Genomic DNA, 15,260 nt, shown 5'->3' with positions numbered 1-15,260 from the left:
GTGCACGGGCTAGATGCTATGCTATACATTCGAATGGTAGAGGGGAATTCATCATGAAAAAGTCTGCAAAACTTCTGGTTGCCGGTGCAACACTGTTCCTGGCTGTTGGATCGACGGGGTATGCCGCCGACATCATCGAAGGTCCGTCGGTCGATTATTGTCGCGTCGTGGGCACGTCCAACCTGGTGCAGACCGACAACATCGTCGATCTCAAGAACCAGGTAGTGCAACTGATGGACGAGTCTGTCGCCGTCGCCAACAGCTCGGAATGGATCCATTCGTCACGGCCTGTCTTCGTCTGGGCCTCCGAGGCCAAGGTCGCCTGCGGCAAGGCTTACGGCTATTTGAAGACAAATTATCGCGACGAAGACTACCTCAATAAATGCGAGTGTTTCCACGACCGCATGGTCGAGTACATGAACTGACCAAAAGGCGGCGACGCGCCGGCTGGCTGACAATGATGGCCGCCCGAACACTGCTGCGGGCGATCGCCGGAACGATTGCCTTGGTCGGTTTTGACCTGCTTGCCATGCATGCCGGCGCGGGTGCGTCGGAACAATCCACTAGAGTACAAAATGCCTTGCCCGAGCGGTTGCGGCCGACGCGCTGCGATGCCACCCAGGAATGGACGAGAGAAACGCTGAAGGCATTTGCGACCTTCCAGTCGTCGATCTACGGCCTGGAGCCGCGGCTGGCACACGCCGTGATGGAGATCGAAAGCGGGTTCGATCCCGAGGCGCGCGGTGCCGACGGAGAAGTCGTGCGGGTTATGCCCGCGACAGCGCGAATGCTTTATGCGCCGACTATCGAAATGCAAGGCAAGCCAGACAGATCAGGACGCTCAGAGCCCGGCTTTTTTCAGGCTAAAGAACCACAAGACGGCGCAACTCAGCCGTGACATGACTGGAAGATCAGACCGGGAAGTGACCCGGCGGCAAATAGGGTGGAAAATAATGGAAGCTGGCCGACAGGTCCTCTGGCTGCGGACGAGGGCAATCGCCTTTGCGCTCGCCGTGACATTGTCAGGTTGCCAGTCGAAAGGCAGCGTTTCCGAAGCGCTCGATCCGGCTGCAATCGCCGCACCCGGAGTGCAGAATGACGCCGCAGTTGCGGGCCGAGCCCAGGCGACCCAATCGATCGGCAGTGGTTCGGCGAAGATCACGATGCTGCTGCCCTTGTCCGCCCCTGGAGCCACGGGGGAAACCGGCAGGAAGATGCTCGATGCCGCAAAACTCGCAATGGCGGATCTTGGCAATGGATTGCTCACACTGACGGTCGAGGACACGCAGGGCGACAGTGCACACGCCAGGGAATTGTCGATAAAGGCGATCACGACGGGGGCGAAAGTCGTCATCGGTCCGACCGAACTACCGGCGGCACAGCATATTGCCAAATTGTCGGGACCGAAACGGCCGCCAGTGTTGGCACTTGCCAACAATTTCACAGGCGGTCCAGGCGTTTATGCCGTGCGCCTCAGCGAGGCAGACAGCGCGGCCGCGGGCGCCGCAGGCATCGCGGCGAAAGGCAGCAAGAAGTTCGTATTGCTTGTCGCAGCTGGCTCGAACGGCAGTGCCGTTGAAAAGCGGGTCGCGAACAGCCTAAGCATCTATGGCGCAACGCTGGCGGTCACTATCCCATACTCGGCAGGCGACGGCGGCACCAAAGCGGTCACCGACATGAGCTCACTCGTGGATGCTCCGGACGCCGTCATTGTCGCCAGCGGAGACGACAGCCCGCTGCAAATCCTTGCCGCCCTGAAATCGAAGGGTATCCCGGGAAGAACAATCGCTGTGGTGGGAACAAACCGCTGGCTGGAACGCCCCATCGAACCGCTGTTTGAAGGGGCCCATATCGCCACGCTCGATCCGCGCGAAACCGGACCAATCGCCGACCGCTTCAAGACTACCTATAACTATCAGCCCGACGTCAATGTCGCCTACGCCTATGATATGGTTGCGCTGACTGCTGGGATCGCCAGCGCAGTTGGACCCGATGGCTTCAGCAAACAGGTACTCGAAAATCCGAGCGGGTTTCGCGGATCCACAGGTCTATTCCGGTTTCGCGCCGACGGATCCAGCCAGCGATCGATGCCGTTCTATCGAGTTGAAAAGGGTGCGCTCAAATTGGTTGCCAAATCGACGTCGGGTTTTTGACCCGGCGCGAACCCGTAGGACCTTCTCGACCTGATGGGCAGGCCGAGCCGCATCCGCTTGGCTGTCGCGCTCGCAAGCCTGGAGCTTCTGGCCGGGCTCCTCCTGATCATTCAGGGCGGGGCATTGCTTTCGGTCGACCGGCCTGTTCCTGCGCCGTCTCATGATATTCGCGGCAAGCAGCTAACCCGACCGGGCGCAACCGTTCTCGACGCTCAACGGCGAGAGCCGGCACGCAAGATTGCTCAGGACCTCATCGCTCCGCCACAACTTGGTTCCTCGGAAGTCGAACGGATCGAGCCCCGTCCGCCACTCAGCGAACTCGGTCTCGCCGTGCCCCCGAAAACGCCGATGCCGCAAGATTGGCGGGAGGTCCTGCTCTACGCTCCGATTGCGAGTTCGTCCGCGATCTTCGAATCGATGGGACGGACGCTGGTCATCAGCGGGGTTCAGAGCATTGACATGGACAAGACCTGTTCCTTTCATGACATCGTCTGGCCTTGCGGCCAACGCGCGCGCGCAGCCTTCAACTCCTGGTTGCGCGGACGCGCACTGAATTGTTTCGTGCCACCGGAAGTTGATCGTTTCGCTATCGCCGCCCCATGCAGGCTCGGCAGGCAGGATGTCGGCGCCTGGCTGGTTCCAATGGCTGGGCCCTGTCATTGCCGAGCGGTATCTACGGCAAGGCGGACCGTACTTGCCGAAGCTGGAGCATGATCCCGAAAGTGGAATCCGGTTTTCGGAAAAGATCATGCTCAAACAAAAAGATAGAGCCCCATCCCGATTTTATCGGGGCAGGCTCTAGAGCAGCATGCTGATACAGGCGGTTGCCTGCTCCGCTGGTTGTTCAGCCTGTGCCGACACTTAGTTCGTTAACTGTTGTCTTCCAGCTTTCTCGCGGGCACTCCAGCTTCATCTGTGGGTCAGCCAGAGCTCGTTCAGTCCGATCGATCAAATTGTATTGGCTTTTGAGACCGAATTTGTAACTTGCCGGCCTTATGCCAGCCTATCTGACAGGAGATCGGTTAGTGACAAAATCGATGGCGAACAGCTCTGCCCAAGCGTGGAAGAGTATCGCGTGGCTGACGCTTCTGGGGACCGCCGGGAGTTTGGGCTTTTCGCTAGCCCTCAACTATCTGCTCCTGTTCGCCGATGGGCTCACGCCGTTCGGACGCGGCGTTGTCACGGCAACGCTCGTCCCCCTCGCCATTGGGCTACCGCTTTTCCTGTTGATCGGCTGGGGTCGGGTTGAGATCCGCCGCTATCGGCAAGAGTTAAACAAGTCAGCGACCTACGACGGCCTGACGGGCTGCTTGAACGGAACGGTTTTTACTTCGATCATCGAACGGAGAGTAAAGAAGCCATCTGAGCGTGGCTCTCGTTCGGGCGCCTTCCTGGTCATCCATCCCGAACACCTTCGATCCATCAACCTGCGATTTGGTATTGAATGGGGCGACGAGGCCTTGCGGCTCATAGCCTCGACCATAAAGTCATCAGTGCGCGAGGAGGATCTGATCGGCCGCATAGGGACATCCATCTTTGGGGTATTTCTACCTGGTGCCACCGAAGAAGACGCCAAGGAGGTCGGTGAGCGTATCCGGGCGCGCGTTGCGCAAGTCTATTTCGCGCCAAAAGGGGCGGAGGATGTCCTGAGCATAGGCGTCGGAGGGGTAGTCTTCGAGGATGAACTCGCGTTCGAAGACATGTTCCGGTCCGCCGAGCAGCTGCTATCCAGAAATGGAACCGACTTCGAACTGTCTCGTCTGCCCAGTTGACGATCACAGAGGGGCTAGGGCGCCAATCGGAATTTTTGGTCTATGGACTCCTCTAACCAGATATCTGCACCTGCTTTGGACCGCGGCCGATTGGAAGGTTAATGCATGTCGCGCAAAAGTGTGCAGCGGTTTTGCGACAATGACATGCATAAAAACAACAACCTAAAGCGTGTCGCATGAGGCCGGGCAAACGCGACGCGCTTTAGGTCATCCGTTGGGATGATGGGAGGCTGACCGATCTGCCCAGACCGTGCTGCCGTCCTGGCCAATCGGCTTCCCCGCTTGCAGGACTGGAACTTGCTCCGGCTGCCAAGGCGAACGACGACGAGGACACACCCACACCCCATCGCCCCAAGCGGAGCAATCCGAGTCGCCTCCACCAGCTTTTACACCCTTCGTTGGCAGCCGACAGACCGCCGGAACAAACGACTTTAAACTTAAGGTTGCATGTCGCGGCCGCTACCCGACATGGTACTTGCGCCATCCCTAAAATAATGAGATGTTGGTTCGGGGTATTGAGTATCGAGTATTGGGTTGGGGGAGCCTCTCGGCTGTTGTCAGTTCCGGGACGCTTTGAAAAACAGATGAATGTTCTGCAGGTCCTGGTGGGGATACTCACTACGTCGTGCCTTGTGTCGATCTCGATTTATTGGGCAACGGGTTCAATCGGCTGGGCGATCATTAGCCCGATAGTTTTGCAGGTCGGGTATTTTGTCTACATGCTCTGGACGGTCTACGGCGCAGAAGCCGCAGAAGCTGATCCGGGACCCGAGGGCGTTGGCCCGCTCGATCGTAAAGAAAAGATGGTATCTGGCTCTAGACTAGTGAACCTCAGCCGTGAGCGAACCCGCCCGCGCAGGCCACGCCAATCACACACGCCGGCCGGTTTTCGCGTCGAACAGGTGGGCGCAGACGCGATCGACTTCGATCCGTATCTGCGCGCCCTGCTTGAGCGGCAGCCGCTCGCGGAAAAGACAGGCAATTTCCTCGCCGGCGCAGTCGACCTTGGCGAAGATTTCCGAACCCGTGGCTTCCAGAAGCGTGACCGTGCCCGGCATGCCCTGGGCGGTTGCGCGGATATGTTCGGGGCGGATGCCGTAGACAAGTTCACGTCCTGCAGCGTCGGTCGGGCGGGCGCCTTCCGGCAGCGGCAGGATCAGCCCGCCGGCGCTGCGGAACACGCCTTCCTCGATGCGCCCGGCAATGAAATTCATGGCGGGCGAGCCGATAAAGCCGGCAACGAAGAGATTGGCTGGCTGGTCGTAGAGGTCGAGCGGCGCGCCGATCTGCTCGACCAGGCCGTCATGCAGCACGACGATCTTGTCAGCCATGGTCATGGCTTCGATCTGATCATGCGTGACATAGATCGTGGTGGTGCCGAGCCGCTGGTGCAGCGCCTTGATCTCGCCGCGCATCTGGACGCGCAACTTGGCGTCGAGATTGGAAAGCGGCTCGTCGAACAGGAAGACCTGCGGGTCGCGCACGATGGCGCGGCCCATGGCAACGCGCTGGCGCTGGCCGCCGGAGAGCTGACGCGGATAGCGCTCAAGCAGCTTTTCCAGGCCGAGTATGCTGGCGGCATTCCTGACGCGGCCAGCGGTGTCGGCCGGATCGGCTTTCTTGATCTTGAGGGCAAAGCCCATATTGTCGGCCACCGTCATATGCGGATAGAGCGCATAGTTCTGGAACACCATGGCGATGTTCCGGTCCCGCGCCCGCAGATTGTTGACCATGCGTTCGCCAATGGCGATCTTCCCGCCGGAGATCGTTTCAAGGCCGGCGATCATGCGCAGCAGCGTCGACTTTCCGCATCCCGACGGGCCGACCAGGATGACGAACTCGCCGTCGGCGATATCGACGCTGACGTCGTGAATGATCTTGGTGGCTCCGAAAGCCTTCTGCACGTTGTTGATGGTTACCGATGCCATTGGATTTCTCCGGGGAAAAAGAGTGATGTCCAGCTGGAATGCGGCCTCAGCCGCCCTTGACCGCGCCGGCGGTCAGCCCGGCGACGATCTGCTTTTGCGCAAACATGGTCAGGACCAGCACCGGCAGCGTCACCACCAGCGCTGCGGCGGCGAGCGGCCCCCAGCTCACCTGCTCATAGGAAAGCATGTTGTAGACAGCGACCGGCAGCGTGCGCGTCTCGCGGCTGGCGAGCACCACGCCGAACACGAAATTGTTCCACGAAAAGATGACCGACAGGATGAAGGCGACAACGATGCCCGGCTTGGCGATGGGCAGGGCGACCAGCCGGAACACCTGCCAGGAGCTGGCGCCGTCGATGTTGGCCGCTTCTTCCAGTTCCATCGGCGTGGTCTCGAAATAGCCGATCATCACCCAGACCACGATCGGCACGGTCACCACCAGGTGGATGATGATCTGCGGCCAGAGCGTGCCGAGGATCCCGATCCATTGGAACAGCAGAAACAGCGGGATGAGATAGGACAGCCCCGGCGTCATGCGGGCGATCATGATGACGACCGCCGATTTTTCGGCCTTGAGCCGCGCTATGCCATAGCCGGCCGGTACGCCGATCAGCAGCGCCAGCAGTGTCGCCGTGCCCGTCACCAGAACCGAATTCCAGAGATAGAGCAGGAAATTGTTCTCTTCGAACACCTTTACATAGTTCGACCAGGCGAAGCGTTCGGGGATCAGGATCGGCGGATAGGCGCCGTTGTCGATCTCGAATTTCAGCGAAAGCGAGATCATCCAGAGGAAGAACAGGATCGCCGGCGAGACGATGACCAGAGCCGCGAAAAACAGGCCGATCCGATTGAGCAACCGTGAACTCATCTATTTGCCCTCCGCATCGTTCCACTGCGAGCGCTGGCGCAGCATCAGGAGGATGAAGGACAGCGCTACGATGACGATGAAGAACACCACGGCCATGGCCGAGCCATAGCCGATGTCGTAGTAGGAAAAGGCGGTGTTGTAGAGATAGATGTTGATGGTTTCGGACGCCGTGCCCGGTCCGCCCTGGGTCATCGCATAGATGATGTCGAAGCTCTTCAGCGCATCAATGGTGCGGATGATCAACGCAATCATCAGGAACGGCGCGATCATCGGCAGGGTGAGGTAGCGGAATTGCTGCCAGGCATTGGCACCGTCGATCTCGGCGCTCTCGAACGGCTCGCGCGGTACCGAGGCCAGCCCGCCCAGCACGATCAGCATCACCAGCGGCGTCCACTGCCAGGTCTCGACCGCGACCAGCGAAGGGATGACGGTGTTGGCGTTGAATATCCATTCCTGCGCCGGGATGCCGACCAGCGATAGAAGGTAGTTGAGCACGCCGAGTTGGGGATGGAACATCATGGTCCAGACCAGCGCCACCGCAACCGGCGTTGCCATCATCGGCATGACGAAGACGCCGCGCAGCAGGCCGCGCAGCGGAAACCTGGCGTCGAAGATCAGGGCGGCGACAGTGCCCAAGAACATCGGCGCTGCCACCGAGAGGGAGGTGTAGGTCAACGTATGAACAAGGGATTCCCAGAATCGCGGGTCGCTGGCCAGACGGAGATAGTTTTCCATCCCGGCAAAGCTCCGCGACTGGCCGAGCGTCCAGCGGTTGACGCTCATCCAGAGCGTGAAAGCCCAGGGAAAGACGATCACGGCGCTAACGACGACGAGCGCCGGAACGACGAAGGGCCAGTAGTTGGGAGCCAGTCGGACCGACTGGCTCTCCTCGATGGCTTGCGTCGCCGCCCCGGTGCGATCTATCGTCGCCCCGGTGCGACCTGGGGCGATGGTCGACATCAGCCCTGCTCGCTCCTGTCGAGAACCGGCTGGAACTGCGCGGTGGCCTTCTTCAGTTCTTCGGCAGGATCGGCACCGGCAATCATGTTGGTCAACGCCACGCCGTAGATGTCGCGGAACTCGGTGACCGGGATGATCACCGGCAGCGCCAGCCTGCTGATATTGCCGGACTGAACCACTGCATCGAGCCAGCTTGCCGGCATGGTGACGCCTTCGCGCACCTTGGGATCTTCCAGCACCGACTTGCGGAACGGCACGCCGGCGCCGGCCTGGAGCAGGCGCGCGCCCATCGCCGGGGAAACCGCCCACTGACAGAAGAGATAGGCAGCTTCCTTCTTTTCGCTGGAGGCGGTCACGCCGAGGCCGTCGCCAAACGTCCCGGAGGCATGTGCCTTGGGCCCCTTTGGCATGACGCCATAGCCGACCTTGCCGACCACGCGCGACTTTTCGGGATTTTCCATCGGCGGGGCAAAACCGACGCCATCGAACCACATGCCGATCTTGCCTTGCAGGAAGGCGGACTGCGCTTCAGCCCAATTGAAGCCGGTGACGCCCGGAGGGGCGGACTTGGTCATCAGCCTCTGGTAGAGGGCAGCGGCCTCGATCGCCTCGGGCGTTTCGGTGCGCAGCTTTCCCTTGTCGTCGAGCGCCGTCATGTCGTAGCCGAGCATCAGCGACGTCCACACCGGCGTGTTGGCATTCTTGAGGCCGCGGGCGACGAAACCGAACGTGTTGGTCGATGGATCGGTCAGCGCTTCGGCGGCGGCCACCAGCTGGTCGAACGATTCAGGGTATTTGAGGCCCTTGGCCTCGAACAGCTCCTTGTTCCAGTAGACGATCCAGTAGTCCACCGAGAAGGGCAGCGAACGCAGCACGCCCTGGTTGTCCTTGGCGAAAAGCATGCCGGCCTCGGCGAAATCGCTTTCGACCAGGCCGGGATCGGTCAGGGTCGGATCGGCGAGATAGCCGGCGATGTCGGCCAGCCAGCCGCCCTTTTCGAACTGGCGCTTCTGCACGTGATAGCTCAGATGCACGACATCGAAGCTCGGCTTGCCGGAGCTGAGCTCGATCACCGTCTTCTGCCGCTGCTGCTGTTCCGGCGTCGCCTCGGCATTGACCTTGATGCCGGTCAGCTCCTCGAATTCGGCGATATATTTCAGGATGGTGTCGCTGCGCGGGCTTTTCACCAGATTGACGTCGAGCGTGGTGCCGGCAAAGCGCTTCCAGTCGACGCTGGCGGAAAAGCTCGGGCGAAGGCCCGCCAGACCCGCGGCGGCGAGCGCCGTGGTTCCTGCAAGGACTTGCCTTCTTGTTGGCTTAAACGGATTGGACGACATTTCTTCCTCCCTGGGTTGCTGTCGTTGTGGATAGTGTCGCGGCAGCCGCGAACCATACGTCCTCAGATCTGGAGCGCCAACCGGCGCGCGTTGTCGATATGCCGGCTGATCGCTTCGACCGCCTTTTGCGGGTCGCGGCTCTCGAGCGCTTCGATCACCGTCAGGTGCTCCTGCATCACCGGCACGACGCGCCCGTCGATACGGAAACGCTCCTGGTGGATTAGCCTGATCTTTACCGAGTTAACCAGATACGCCTTGGCGATGATCTCGTTGCCCAGCGCATCGATGAAGGTGTCGTGCATGGCCCAATCGATGTTCTGGGCCCTGGCTTCCATTTCCGGCGTCGGCGCCTGCGACAGCGCTTGAGCCAGCATGTCCTCATGCTCGTGCCGCAGGCGGGCGAGCTCGGCGTCGGAGGCGTTGACGGTGAACAGCGCCACCGCTTCGCGCTCCATGAACAGGCGAAACTGAAAGGCCTCGCGGATCAGGTTGATGTCGATATGGGCGATCTGCATGCCGCGCTGCGGGATGGTCGTCAAAAGCCCCTCGGCCTCGAGACGCGGCACGATCTCGCGGATGGCGCCAAGCGGCAGCCCGGTAAAGGCAACCAGTTCACGCTGCGACACGAACTGTCCCGGCCTGAGATCGCGGGCCAGCAAATGCCGCGTGAAACTGGCATAAGCTCTTTCCCTGAGGGTTCCCGGTTCGCTGCTGTCGTCCATTTCAGCGCGCTTCCCTTTGCCGGTCAGGCCGGCTCTGTCGCAAACAGCCTGTCATAGGCGGCAGCAAGCTGTTGCCGCCCCTGCGAAGCGATCGGCTCCAGCGGCGGACGGACAGCCAGCCAGCGCTCGTCGCCGGTCTTGCGCGCCACCATGACCTTCACCGCCGGGGTGACCGGATATTTGAGCAATTCGAGCACGAAGCCCTCGACACGGGCATCGTCGCGCCCATCCTCGGCCATGGCACGGATTTCACTGGTGGCGAAATTGGCCATGCCGGAAATGGCGCCCTGCCCGCCCTGGCGCACACTTTTGGCCAGGTGCCGCTCGTCGCCGATCAGGATCACCAGGTCGCCATGAGCTCTTAGCAGTGCCTCGCTGTAACTCCAGTCGCCACCCGAATCCTTGACGCCGGCGACCACGCCGGGGAAGGCCGCACGCAGCCGACCGATCAGGGCAAGCGGGAGCGGCACCATGGTGACAGAAGGGATGTTGTAGAGGAGGACGCCGCGGGCCAGTGGGCCGAGCGCAGCGAAGACGGCGGAAAACCATCCGAACAACCCGTCCTCGCTGACATTCTTGAAGTAGCTCGGTGGAGCCAGCAGGATGTTGCGGACGCCGCACTGCAAGGCATGCCGCGCCTGTTCGGCAGCGTCTTCGGCCGCATCGACCAGCACGCTGGCGACGAGCTGATGTGGCGGAATGCCGGCGGCCAGCATGGCCTCGGTAACAATCCGCCGCTCTCCCGTGCCCACCGAGGCGCCTTCCCCGGTGGTGCCGAAGAGCGTTGCGCTGCTGCAGCCGGCGCCAAGGCAAGCCCGGGCCTGCGTGATCATGGGAGAGATGGCGATTTGCCCGGAAGCCTCGAAAGGCGTGGTGAGGGCGACCGAAAGACCAAAGCGCGAGGCCACTGCTATTCTCTCCAGACATCAATGTGCACGCAGTACTAGCACACTAACATGTTAGTTGTAAATTGGGGCGACGCCCTTTTCGAAACAACGTCGACATCCGACTCTATGAGGCGGATTTAGGCAGATGTCGTTTTTCCGGCTGCGCGATCCCTACTGTCCCGTCGCGTCCGCGTAGATATCGAGGACACGGGTGATGCTGCCGATCAGAAGGTCGTGCGCGAGGGGCTTGACCCGGCCTGCCGCAACCTCGGCGTCGAGCTGCCCCAGATACTGGCTTATCAGAGGCCGGGGAATGTCCTTCTCGCTCAGCACGTCCAGCAGCGTCTGTGTCGCGCGCTGCGCCTCCGGCGTCGGCCAGTAATAGCGGATGCGGTCGCTGAGCGAGAAATGCCGCTGCACGCGCTGCTCGTCCGGCGTGCCCGGATAGTATTTCTGCCAGTTGTCCGGCAACGCCAGCATGATGCGTTCCATCGCGGCAGGCAGGCTTTCGCGCGAGGGGTCCGGCGCGAGCACATCGGCGATATGGCCGAGCCCATACAGCGCTTCGCGAAGCGCGAAGGTCAGCCAGGGGCCGACCTTGAGGATGGCAAAACCGTCGCGAACGAGAGCGTTAAGCGCTTCGGCCGGCTGGTAGTCGGTCGAATGCGCTTCAAAAACGACTTTTGGCATGCGGTCGAGCACGCCCACCAGTTCGGTCGCCTTGGCTGGCGCATAGGGCATGATCTCGATGTTGCCGAATTCGACGCCGGGCTGAACGACGACGCCGAGCGTACGGCCAAAAGCGGCCTCGAGGCCGGCGCGGGAAAACGCTCGGGCGTGTACCTCTACCGTTCGCAAGGCATCGTCCGGCGCAGTCACATGCAAGTGGTCGAGCGCCTCCAGTGCACCGCCCGGCACCGGCACTTCGGTGCCGATGACGTAGACGGGTTTCTCGCTGCCGGCGCGCTCGACCGCCGCCTCGGCGATTGCAGCAAGTTCGGCCGCGCGTGCGGCGATGATCTCATCGGCAAGCACGGCTGGATCGTCGGCGCAGGCCATGCTCGTGTCCAGATGCATCTTGGTGAAGCCGGCGCTCGCATAGGCGTCGATCATCGCCCCCGCCTTCTTCATCGCGGTAGCTGCTGCCATGTGCTTCCACGGATTGGGTCCGAGATGATCGCCGCCAAGGATCAGGCGATCGACTGGGAAACCCGCTTTCAGCGCATGCGCCTCGACGAAGCTGCGGAAGTCGGCGGGCGTCATCCCGGTGTAGCCGCCCTCGTGATTGACCTGGTTGCAGGTGGCCTCGATCAGCACATCCGCGTGCCGCGCGGCGCCGTGGCGCAGGGCAGCCTCGATGACCAGCGGATGCGCCGAGCAGACCGAGGCGATGCCGCTTCTCTCGCCTGCGGCGCGCCTGGCCGCAATGTTCGCAAACCTTCGCGTCGCGTCACTCACTGCGTGTTGCCCGTGGCGATGAATGCCTCGACCGCTTCAAGCGGGAAAATGCCTTCCATCGGCCCCTTGCGGGTGACGGCAAGCGCACCGCAGGCATTGCCGATCCGCAGGGCTTCGGCAGGAGCCGCCCCGCGCAGCCAGAACGAGACGAAGGCAGCACCGAAACAATCGCCCGCGCCGGTCGGATCGACCTCGTCGACGGCAAAGCCGGACGAGGCGACCGCACCGTGTCGATCATGATAAACGGCGCCGGCGGCGCCTTTCTTCAGGACGATGCAGGACAGGCCACGGGCCAGCAGTTCGTCGACTGCGCCCTTCTCGTCCGTGGCTGATGAAAACAGGAAGAGTTCCTCGCCGCTCGGCAGGAAGATGTCGGCTTGCGCCAGCACTTGGTCGAGTGCTGCGCGCATGCCGGATGCCTGCATGATCTCGCGGCGGATGTTCGGATCGAACGACACGGTTCCACCTTTGGCCTTGACCGTCTCGATCGCCGATAGCGCCACCGCGATGGCGCGGTCGGAAAACAGCGACGAGCCCATGACATGGACATGATCGGCGCCGGCGAGCAGCTTTGTCGCCGCCGCGTTTGTCTCGATCAGGCCGGCGGCGCTGTTGCGGATGTTGAAGACGAAATGCCGGCTGGCGTCGGCCCGGTAGGTGACGAAAGCGGTGCCCGTTGCATGGCCCTTGTGTACCGCGATCGCCGACACGTCGGCGCCCAGTGCCCGCAGCCGCTCTATATTCAGCCTGCCGAAATCGTCGTCGCCCACGGCGCCGATGAGACCGGCCGGCTGGCCAAGCGCCGCCGCCTGGCCGATGAAGATGGCAGGCGCTCCGGACGGGTAGGGTCCAAGCAGCGGACCAGGCTCGAGAAAGCTCTGGCCGATCCGCTCGGCCATGATCTCGACCAGAATCTCGCCGGCACTGACCAGCTTCCTCATCTCGCGGAATCCCTCCCGGCGTTTCGCCCCGGCCTCGCTTCTGATGAACCGCGCGAGCACTTTCCGGGTGACATGAATTTCGAATTCGCCCACTGGAGGTGATAGGGCTTGTGCTTTTTCGCGTCAATTAATAAATTGACGCATGAAAACTATCGAAATTGTCTGTAAAGTTTCGCCTTGCAGTTGCGCGCTGGCGCACCGTATGTAGAGACCGGGCAGCGCTCGCAGCAGCGCGGGGGCTTTGATGTCGATGACACACAAGACGATGGAGGATTTTGCTCGCTCTTGCGGCGTCTCCAGGCCGACACTGTCGAAATATTTCGACGATCCGACCAGCGTCAAGCCGGCGACACGTCAGCGGATCGAGGTAGCGCTGCGCTCGTCCGATTACCAGCCCAATCTCTTTGCGCGAAACCTGAACCGCAAGCGGACCCGCAGCATCGGCATTGTCGTGCCGACGGTCGCCGATCCCTTCTATTCCGAGATGGTCAGCCGAATCGAACTCAGGCTGCGCGACGAAGGCTACTGGCCGATCGTGATCTCCTCGCACGGCTCGCGCGAGCTCGAAGTGGAAGCAGCGCGAACCATTCTTTCGCTGAAAGTCTCCGGCGCGCTGATTGCGCCGCTCGGCCTGCGCTCAGACCACCGCACGCTGGAGAAGCTGACACAGACCATACCGATCGTCTATTTCGACACTTATCTCGAGGGCGACACGCCATTCGTCGGCAACAACAACAGCCAGAGCGTCTCGACCATCGTCGATTATCTATGCCGTTCCGGCGATGCCCCGGTCTATTTCGACATCCCGCACGTCAACCACAATTCGCGCGAACGCCTGAACAGCTATGTCGGCGCCATGCAGCGGCTTGGGCATGAGCCGGTGCTCATCGGCAACACCTACGACTACACCTGGGATTTCGAACGGATCGGCTATGAGCAGATGGAAGCGATGCTCGCCCGTGGCGGTCTGCCGGGCAAGACCATTCTGTGCGCCAACGACCGTCTCGCCTTCGGCGTGATGGCTGCCGCCTACTCGCAAGGCCGCAAGGTCGGCCGCAAGGGCGATTGCGACCTGCGGGTCGCAGCCCATGACGACCATCCGCTGAGCCGCTACACCTGCCCTGCCCTCACCACCATGGCGCAGGACTTCGCTTCCATGGCGGGACGCAGCGTCGAGACGCTGCTGGCCTTGCTGGACGAGGACGACGCGGCAGTTGCCAGCAAGGTCAGTCTCGACGCGACGCTGGTCATGCGTCAGTCGGCCTGAGCGTTTCCAAAGACAGGATCGAAGCCGCGCCATGCGGCAACCGCCGCGCCGACCGCTTGCCGCGCCGCCGGACCATGACGGCCCATCGAGACGAAGCCGTGGATCTGGCCGGGCCAACGCCGCAGGACGACCGGCACACCGTCATCTTCCAGACGCTTGGCATAAGCCTCGCCTTCATCGGCGAGGATGTCGTGACCGGCGATGGCGACAAAGGCCGGGGCTGCGGCGGCAAGGCTCGCGGCTTTGAGCGGCGATACGCGCCAGTCGCCAATGTCCCTGGCATCGCGGATGTAGTGGTCGCGGAACCAGGCCATGGTCGCCGCGGTGAGACCATAACCCTCGGCAAAGCGGCGATAACTGTCTGCCGCCTGCGAGGCGTCCGTATTCGGATAGAACAGCAGTTGCGCAGTCGGCGGGTTCTTGTCGCCGCGCGCAAGCAGGCAAAGCACGGTAGCGAGATTGCCGCCGGCACTGTCGCCGGCGACAGCGAGTCGCTCTGCATCGATGCCGAGGTCGCCCGCGCTGTCCTGCATGAAGGAAAGTGCGGCACGGCAATCTTCGATCGCCGCCGGAAATTTGTGCTCCGGCGCCAACCGATAGTCGGGAGAGACAACGACGCAGGCCGCCATATTGGCAAGCCAGCGGCAGATCTCGTCATGCGACTCGAGATTGCCGATCACCCAGCCGCCGCCATGCAGATAGAGCAGCGCCCGGGCAGCGGCCCCGCTCACGCCCTGTCCGCGATAGATCCTGAGCGTCAACGGGCCGCCTGGCCCGGCGATGATGCGCTCGGTCAGTGAGCCAACCGGCTCGCGCTCGCCCTGGAGTGCCGGAAAGCCTTGCTCATAGGCGCGGCGCGCTTCTTCGGGAGTGCCAGCTTCGAATGGCGGGGCAGCCGCCTGCCGGTCGAGCCCGAGCACATGCCAGGCCTCCGGATCGAGCAAGGGCGAAAGCGATGTCGTCACAG

14 protein-coding genes are annotated in these 15,260 nt (G+C 62.0%); 5 read left to right on the top strand and 9 right to left on the bottom strand.

Annotated elements, in window-relative coordinates; translation table 11 throughout:
- Window positions 1-53 precede the first annotated feature (53 nt).
- The 4 genes from AC0NIE_RS07930 (at window position 54) to AC0NIE_RS07915 (ending at window position 3,925) form a co-directional block, all read left to right on the top strand.
- Window positions 54-425 (top strand): hypothetical protein, encoded by a 372-nt coding sequence (locus AC0NIE_RS07930; RefSeq protein ID WP_473486885.1) that lies wholly within the window; start codon window positions 54-56, stop codon window positions 423-425.
- A gap of 32 nt (window positions 426-457) precedes the next feature.
- Window positions 458-898, top strand: coding sequence for a hypothetical protein (locus AC0NIE_RS07925; RefSeq protein ID WP_473486886.1), 441 nt, complete (start codon window positions 458-460; stop codon window positions 896-898).
- Window positions 795-2,153, top strand: a complete 1,359-nt coding sequence (locus AC0NIE_RS07920; RefSeq protein WP_473613672.1) for an ABC transporter substrate-binding protein — start codon at window positions 795-797, stop codon at window positions 2,151-2,153. Before AC0NIE_RS07925 ends, AC0NIE_RS07920 begins: the two co-directional genes overlap by 104 nt.
- A gap of 1,025 nt (window positions 2,154-3,178) precedes the next feature.
- Window positions 3,179-3,925 (top strand): GGDEF domain-containing protein, encoded by a 747-nt coding sequence (locus AC0NIE_RS07915; protein WP_473486887.1) that lies wholly within the window; start codon window positions 3,179-3,181, stop codon window positions 3,923-3,925.
- 869 nt (window positions 3,926-4,794) lie between these two features.
- Here AC0NIE_RS07915 and AC0NIE_RS07910 read toward each other — a convergent pair.
- The 8 genes from AC0NIE_RS07910 to AC0NIE_RS07875 form a co-directional block, all read right to left on the bottom strand.
- Window positions 4,795-5,853, bottom strand: a complete 1,059-nt coding sequence (locus AC0NIE_RS07910; protein ID WP_473486888.1) for an ABC transporter ATP-binding protein — start codon at window positions 5,851-5,853, stop codon at window positions 4,795-4,797.
- Window positions 5,854-5,899: 46 nt separating this feature from the next.
- Entirely contained in the window at window positions 5,900-6,721 is an 822-nt protein-coding gene (locus tag AC0NIE_RS07905) for a carbohydrate ABC transporter permease (protein ID WP_473486889.1), read from the bottom strand.
- Window positions 6,722-7,681, bottom strand: coding sequence for a carbohydrate ABC transporter permease (locus AC0NIE_RS07900; RefSeq protein WP_473486890.1), 960 nt, complete (start codon window positions 7,679-7,681; stop codon window positions 6,722-6,724).
- On the bottom strand, window positions 7,681-9,018 hold the full coding sequence (locus AC0NIE_RS07895) for an ABC transporter substrate-binding protein (RefSeq protein ID WP_473486892.1): 1,338 nt from the start codon (window positions 9,016-9,018) through the stop codon (window positions 7,681-7,683). The genes AC0NIE_RS07900 and AC0NIE_RS07895 overlap by 1 nt, the downstream gene beginning before the upstream one ends.
- A gap of 62 nt (window positions 9,019-9,080) precedes the next feature.
- Window positions 9,081-9,740 carry a GntR family transcriptional regulator gene (locus AC0NIE_RS07890; RefSeq protein ID WP_473486893.1) on the bottom strand — a complete coding sequence of 220 codons (660 nt, stop codon included), beginning with the start codon at window positions 9,738-9,740 and terminating at the stop codon, window positions 9,081-9,083.
- Window positions 9,741-9,763: 23 nt separating this feature from the next.
- Window positions 9,764-10,648: a dihydrodipicolinate synthase family protein gene (locus AC0NIE_RS07885; RefSeq protein ID WP_473486894.1), complete on the bottom strand. Its 885-nt coding sequence runs from the start codon at window positions 10,646-10,648 to the stop codon at window positions 9,764-9,766.
- Between the two features lie 150 nt (window positions 10,649-10,798).
- On the bottom strand, window positions 10,799-12,085 hold the full coding sequence (locus tag AC0NIE_RS07880; RefSeq protein WP_473486895.1) for a D-tagatose-bisphosphate aldolase, class II, non-catalytic subunit: 1,287 nt from the start codon (window positions 12,083-12,085) through the stop codon (window positions 10,799-10,801).
- Entirely contained in the window at window positions 12,082-13,026 is a 945-nt protein-coding gene (locus tag AC0NIE_RS07875; protein ID WP_473486896.1) for a sugar kinase, read from the bottom strand. The genes AC0NIE_RS07880 and AC0NIE_RS07875 overlap by 4 nt, the downstream gene beginning before the upstream one ends.
- Window positions 13,027-13,270: 244 nt before the next feature.
- On the opposite strand from AC0NIE_RS07875, the gene AC0NIE_RS07870 reads away from it, so the two are divergent.
- Entirely contained in the window at window positions 13,271-14,293 is a 1,023-nt protein-coding gene (locus tag AC0NIE_RS07870) for a LacI family DNA-binding transcriptional regulator (protein ID WP_473486897.1), read from the top strand.
- On the opposite strand, the gene AC0NIE_RS07865 is transcribed toward AC0NIE_RS07870, so the two are convergent.
- Window positions 14,281-15,258 (bottom strand): alpha/beta hydrolase, encoded by a 978-nt coding sequence (locus tag AC0NIE_RS07865; RefSeq protein ID WP_473486898.1) that lies wholly within the window; start codon window positions 15,256-15,258, stop codon window positions 14,281-14,283. The genes AC0NIE_RS07870 and AC0NIE_RS07865 overlap by 13 nt on opposite strands.
- Window positions 15,259-15,260 lie beyond the last annotated feature (2 nt).

It is taken from the genome of Mesorhizobium sp. WSM4842 (assembly GCF_055901575.1).
Note: the sequence above shows the minus strand (reverse complement) of the source record. Positions and strands in the feature narration are given on the sequence as shown.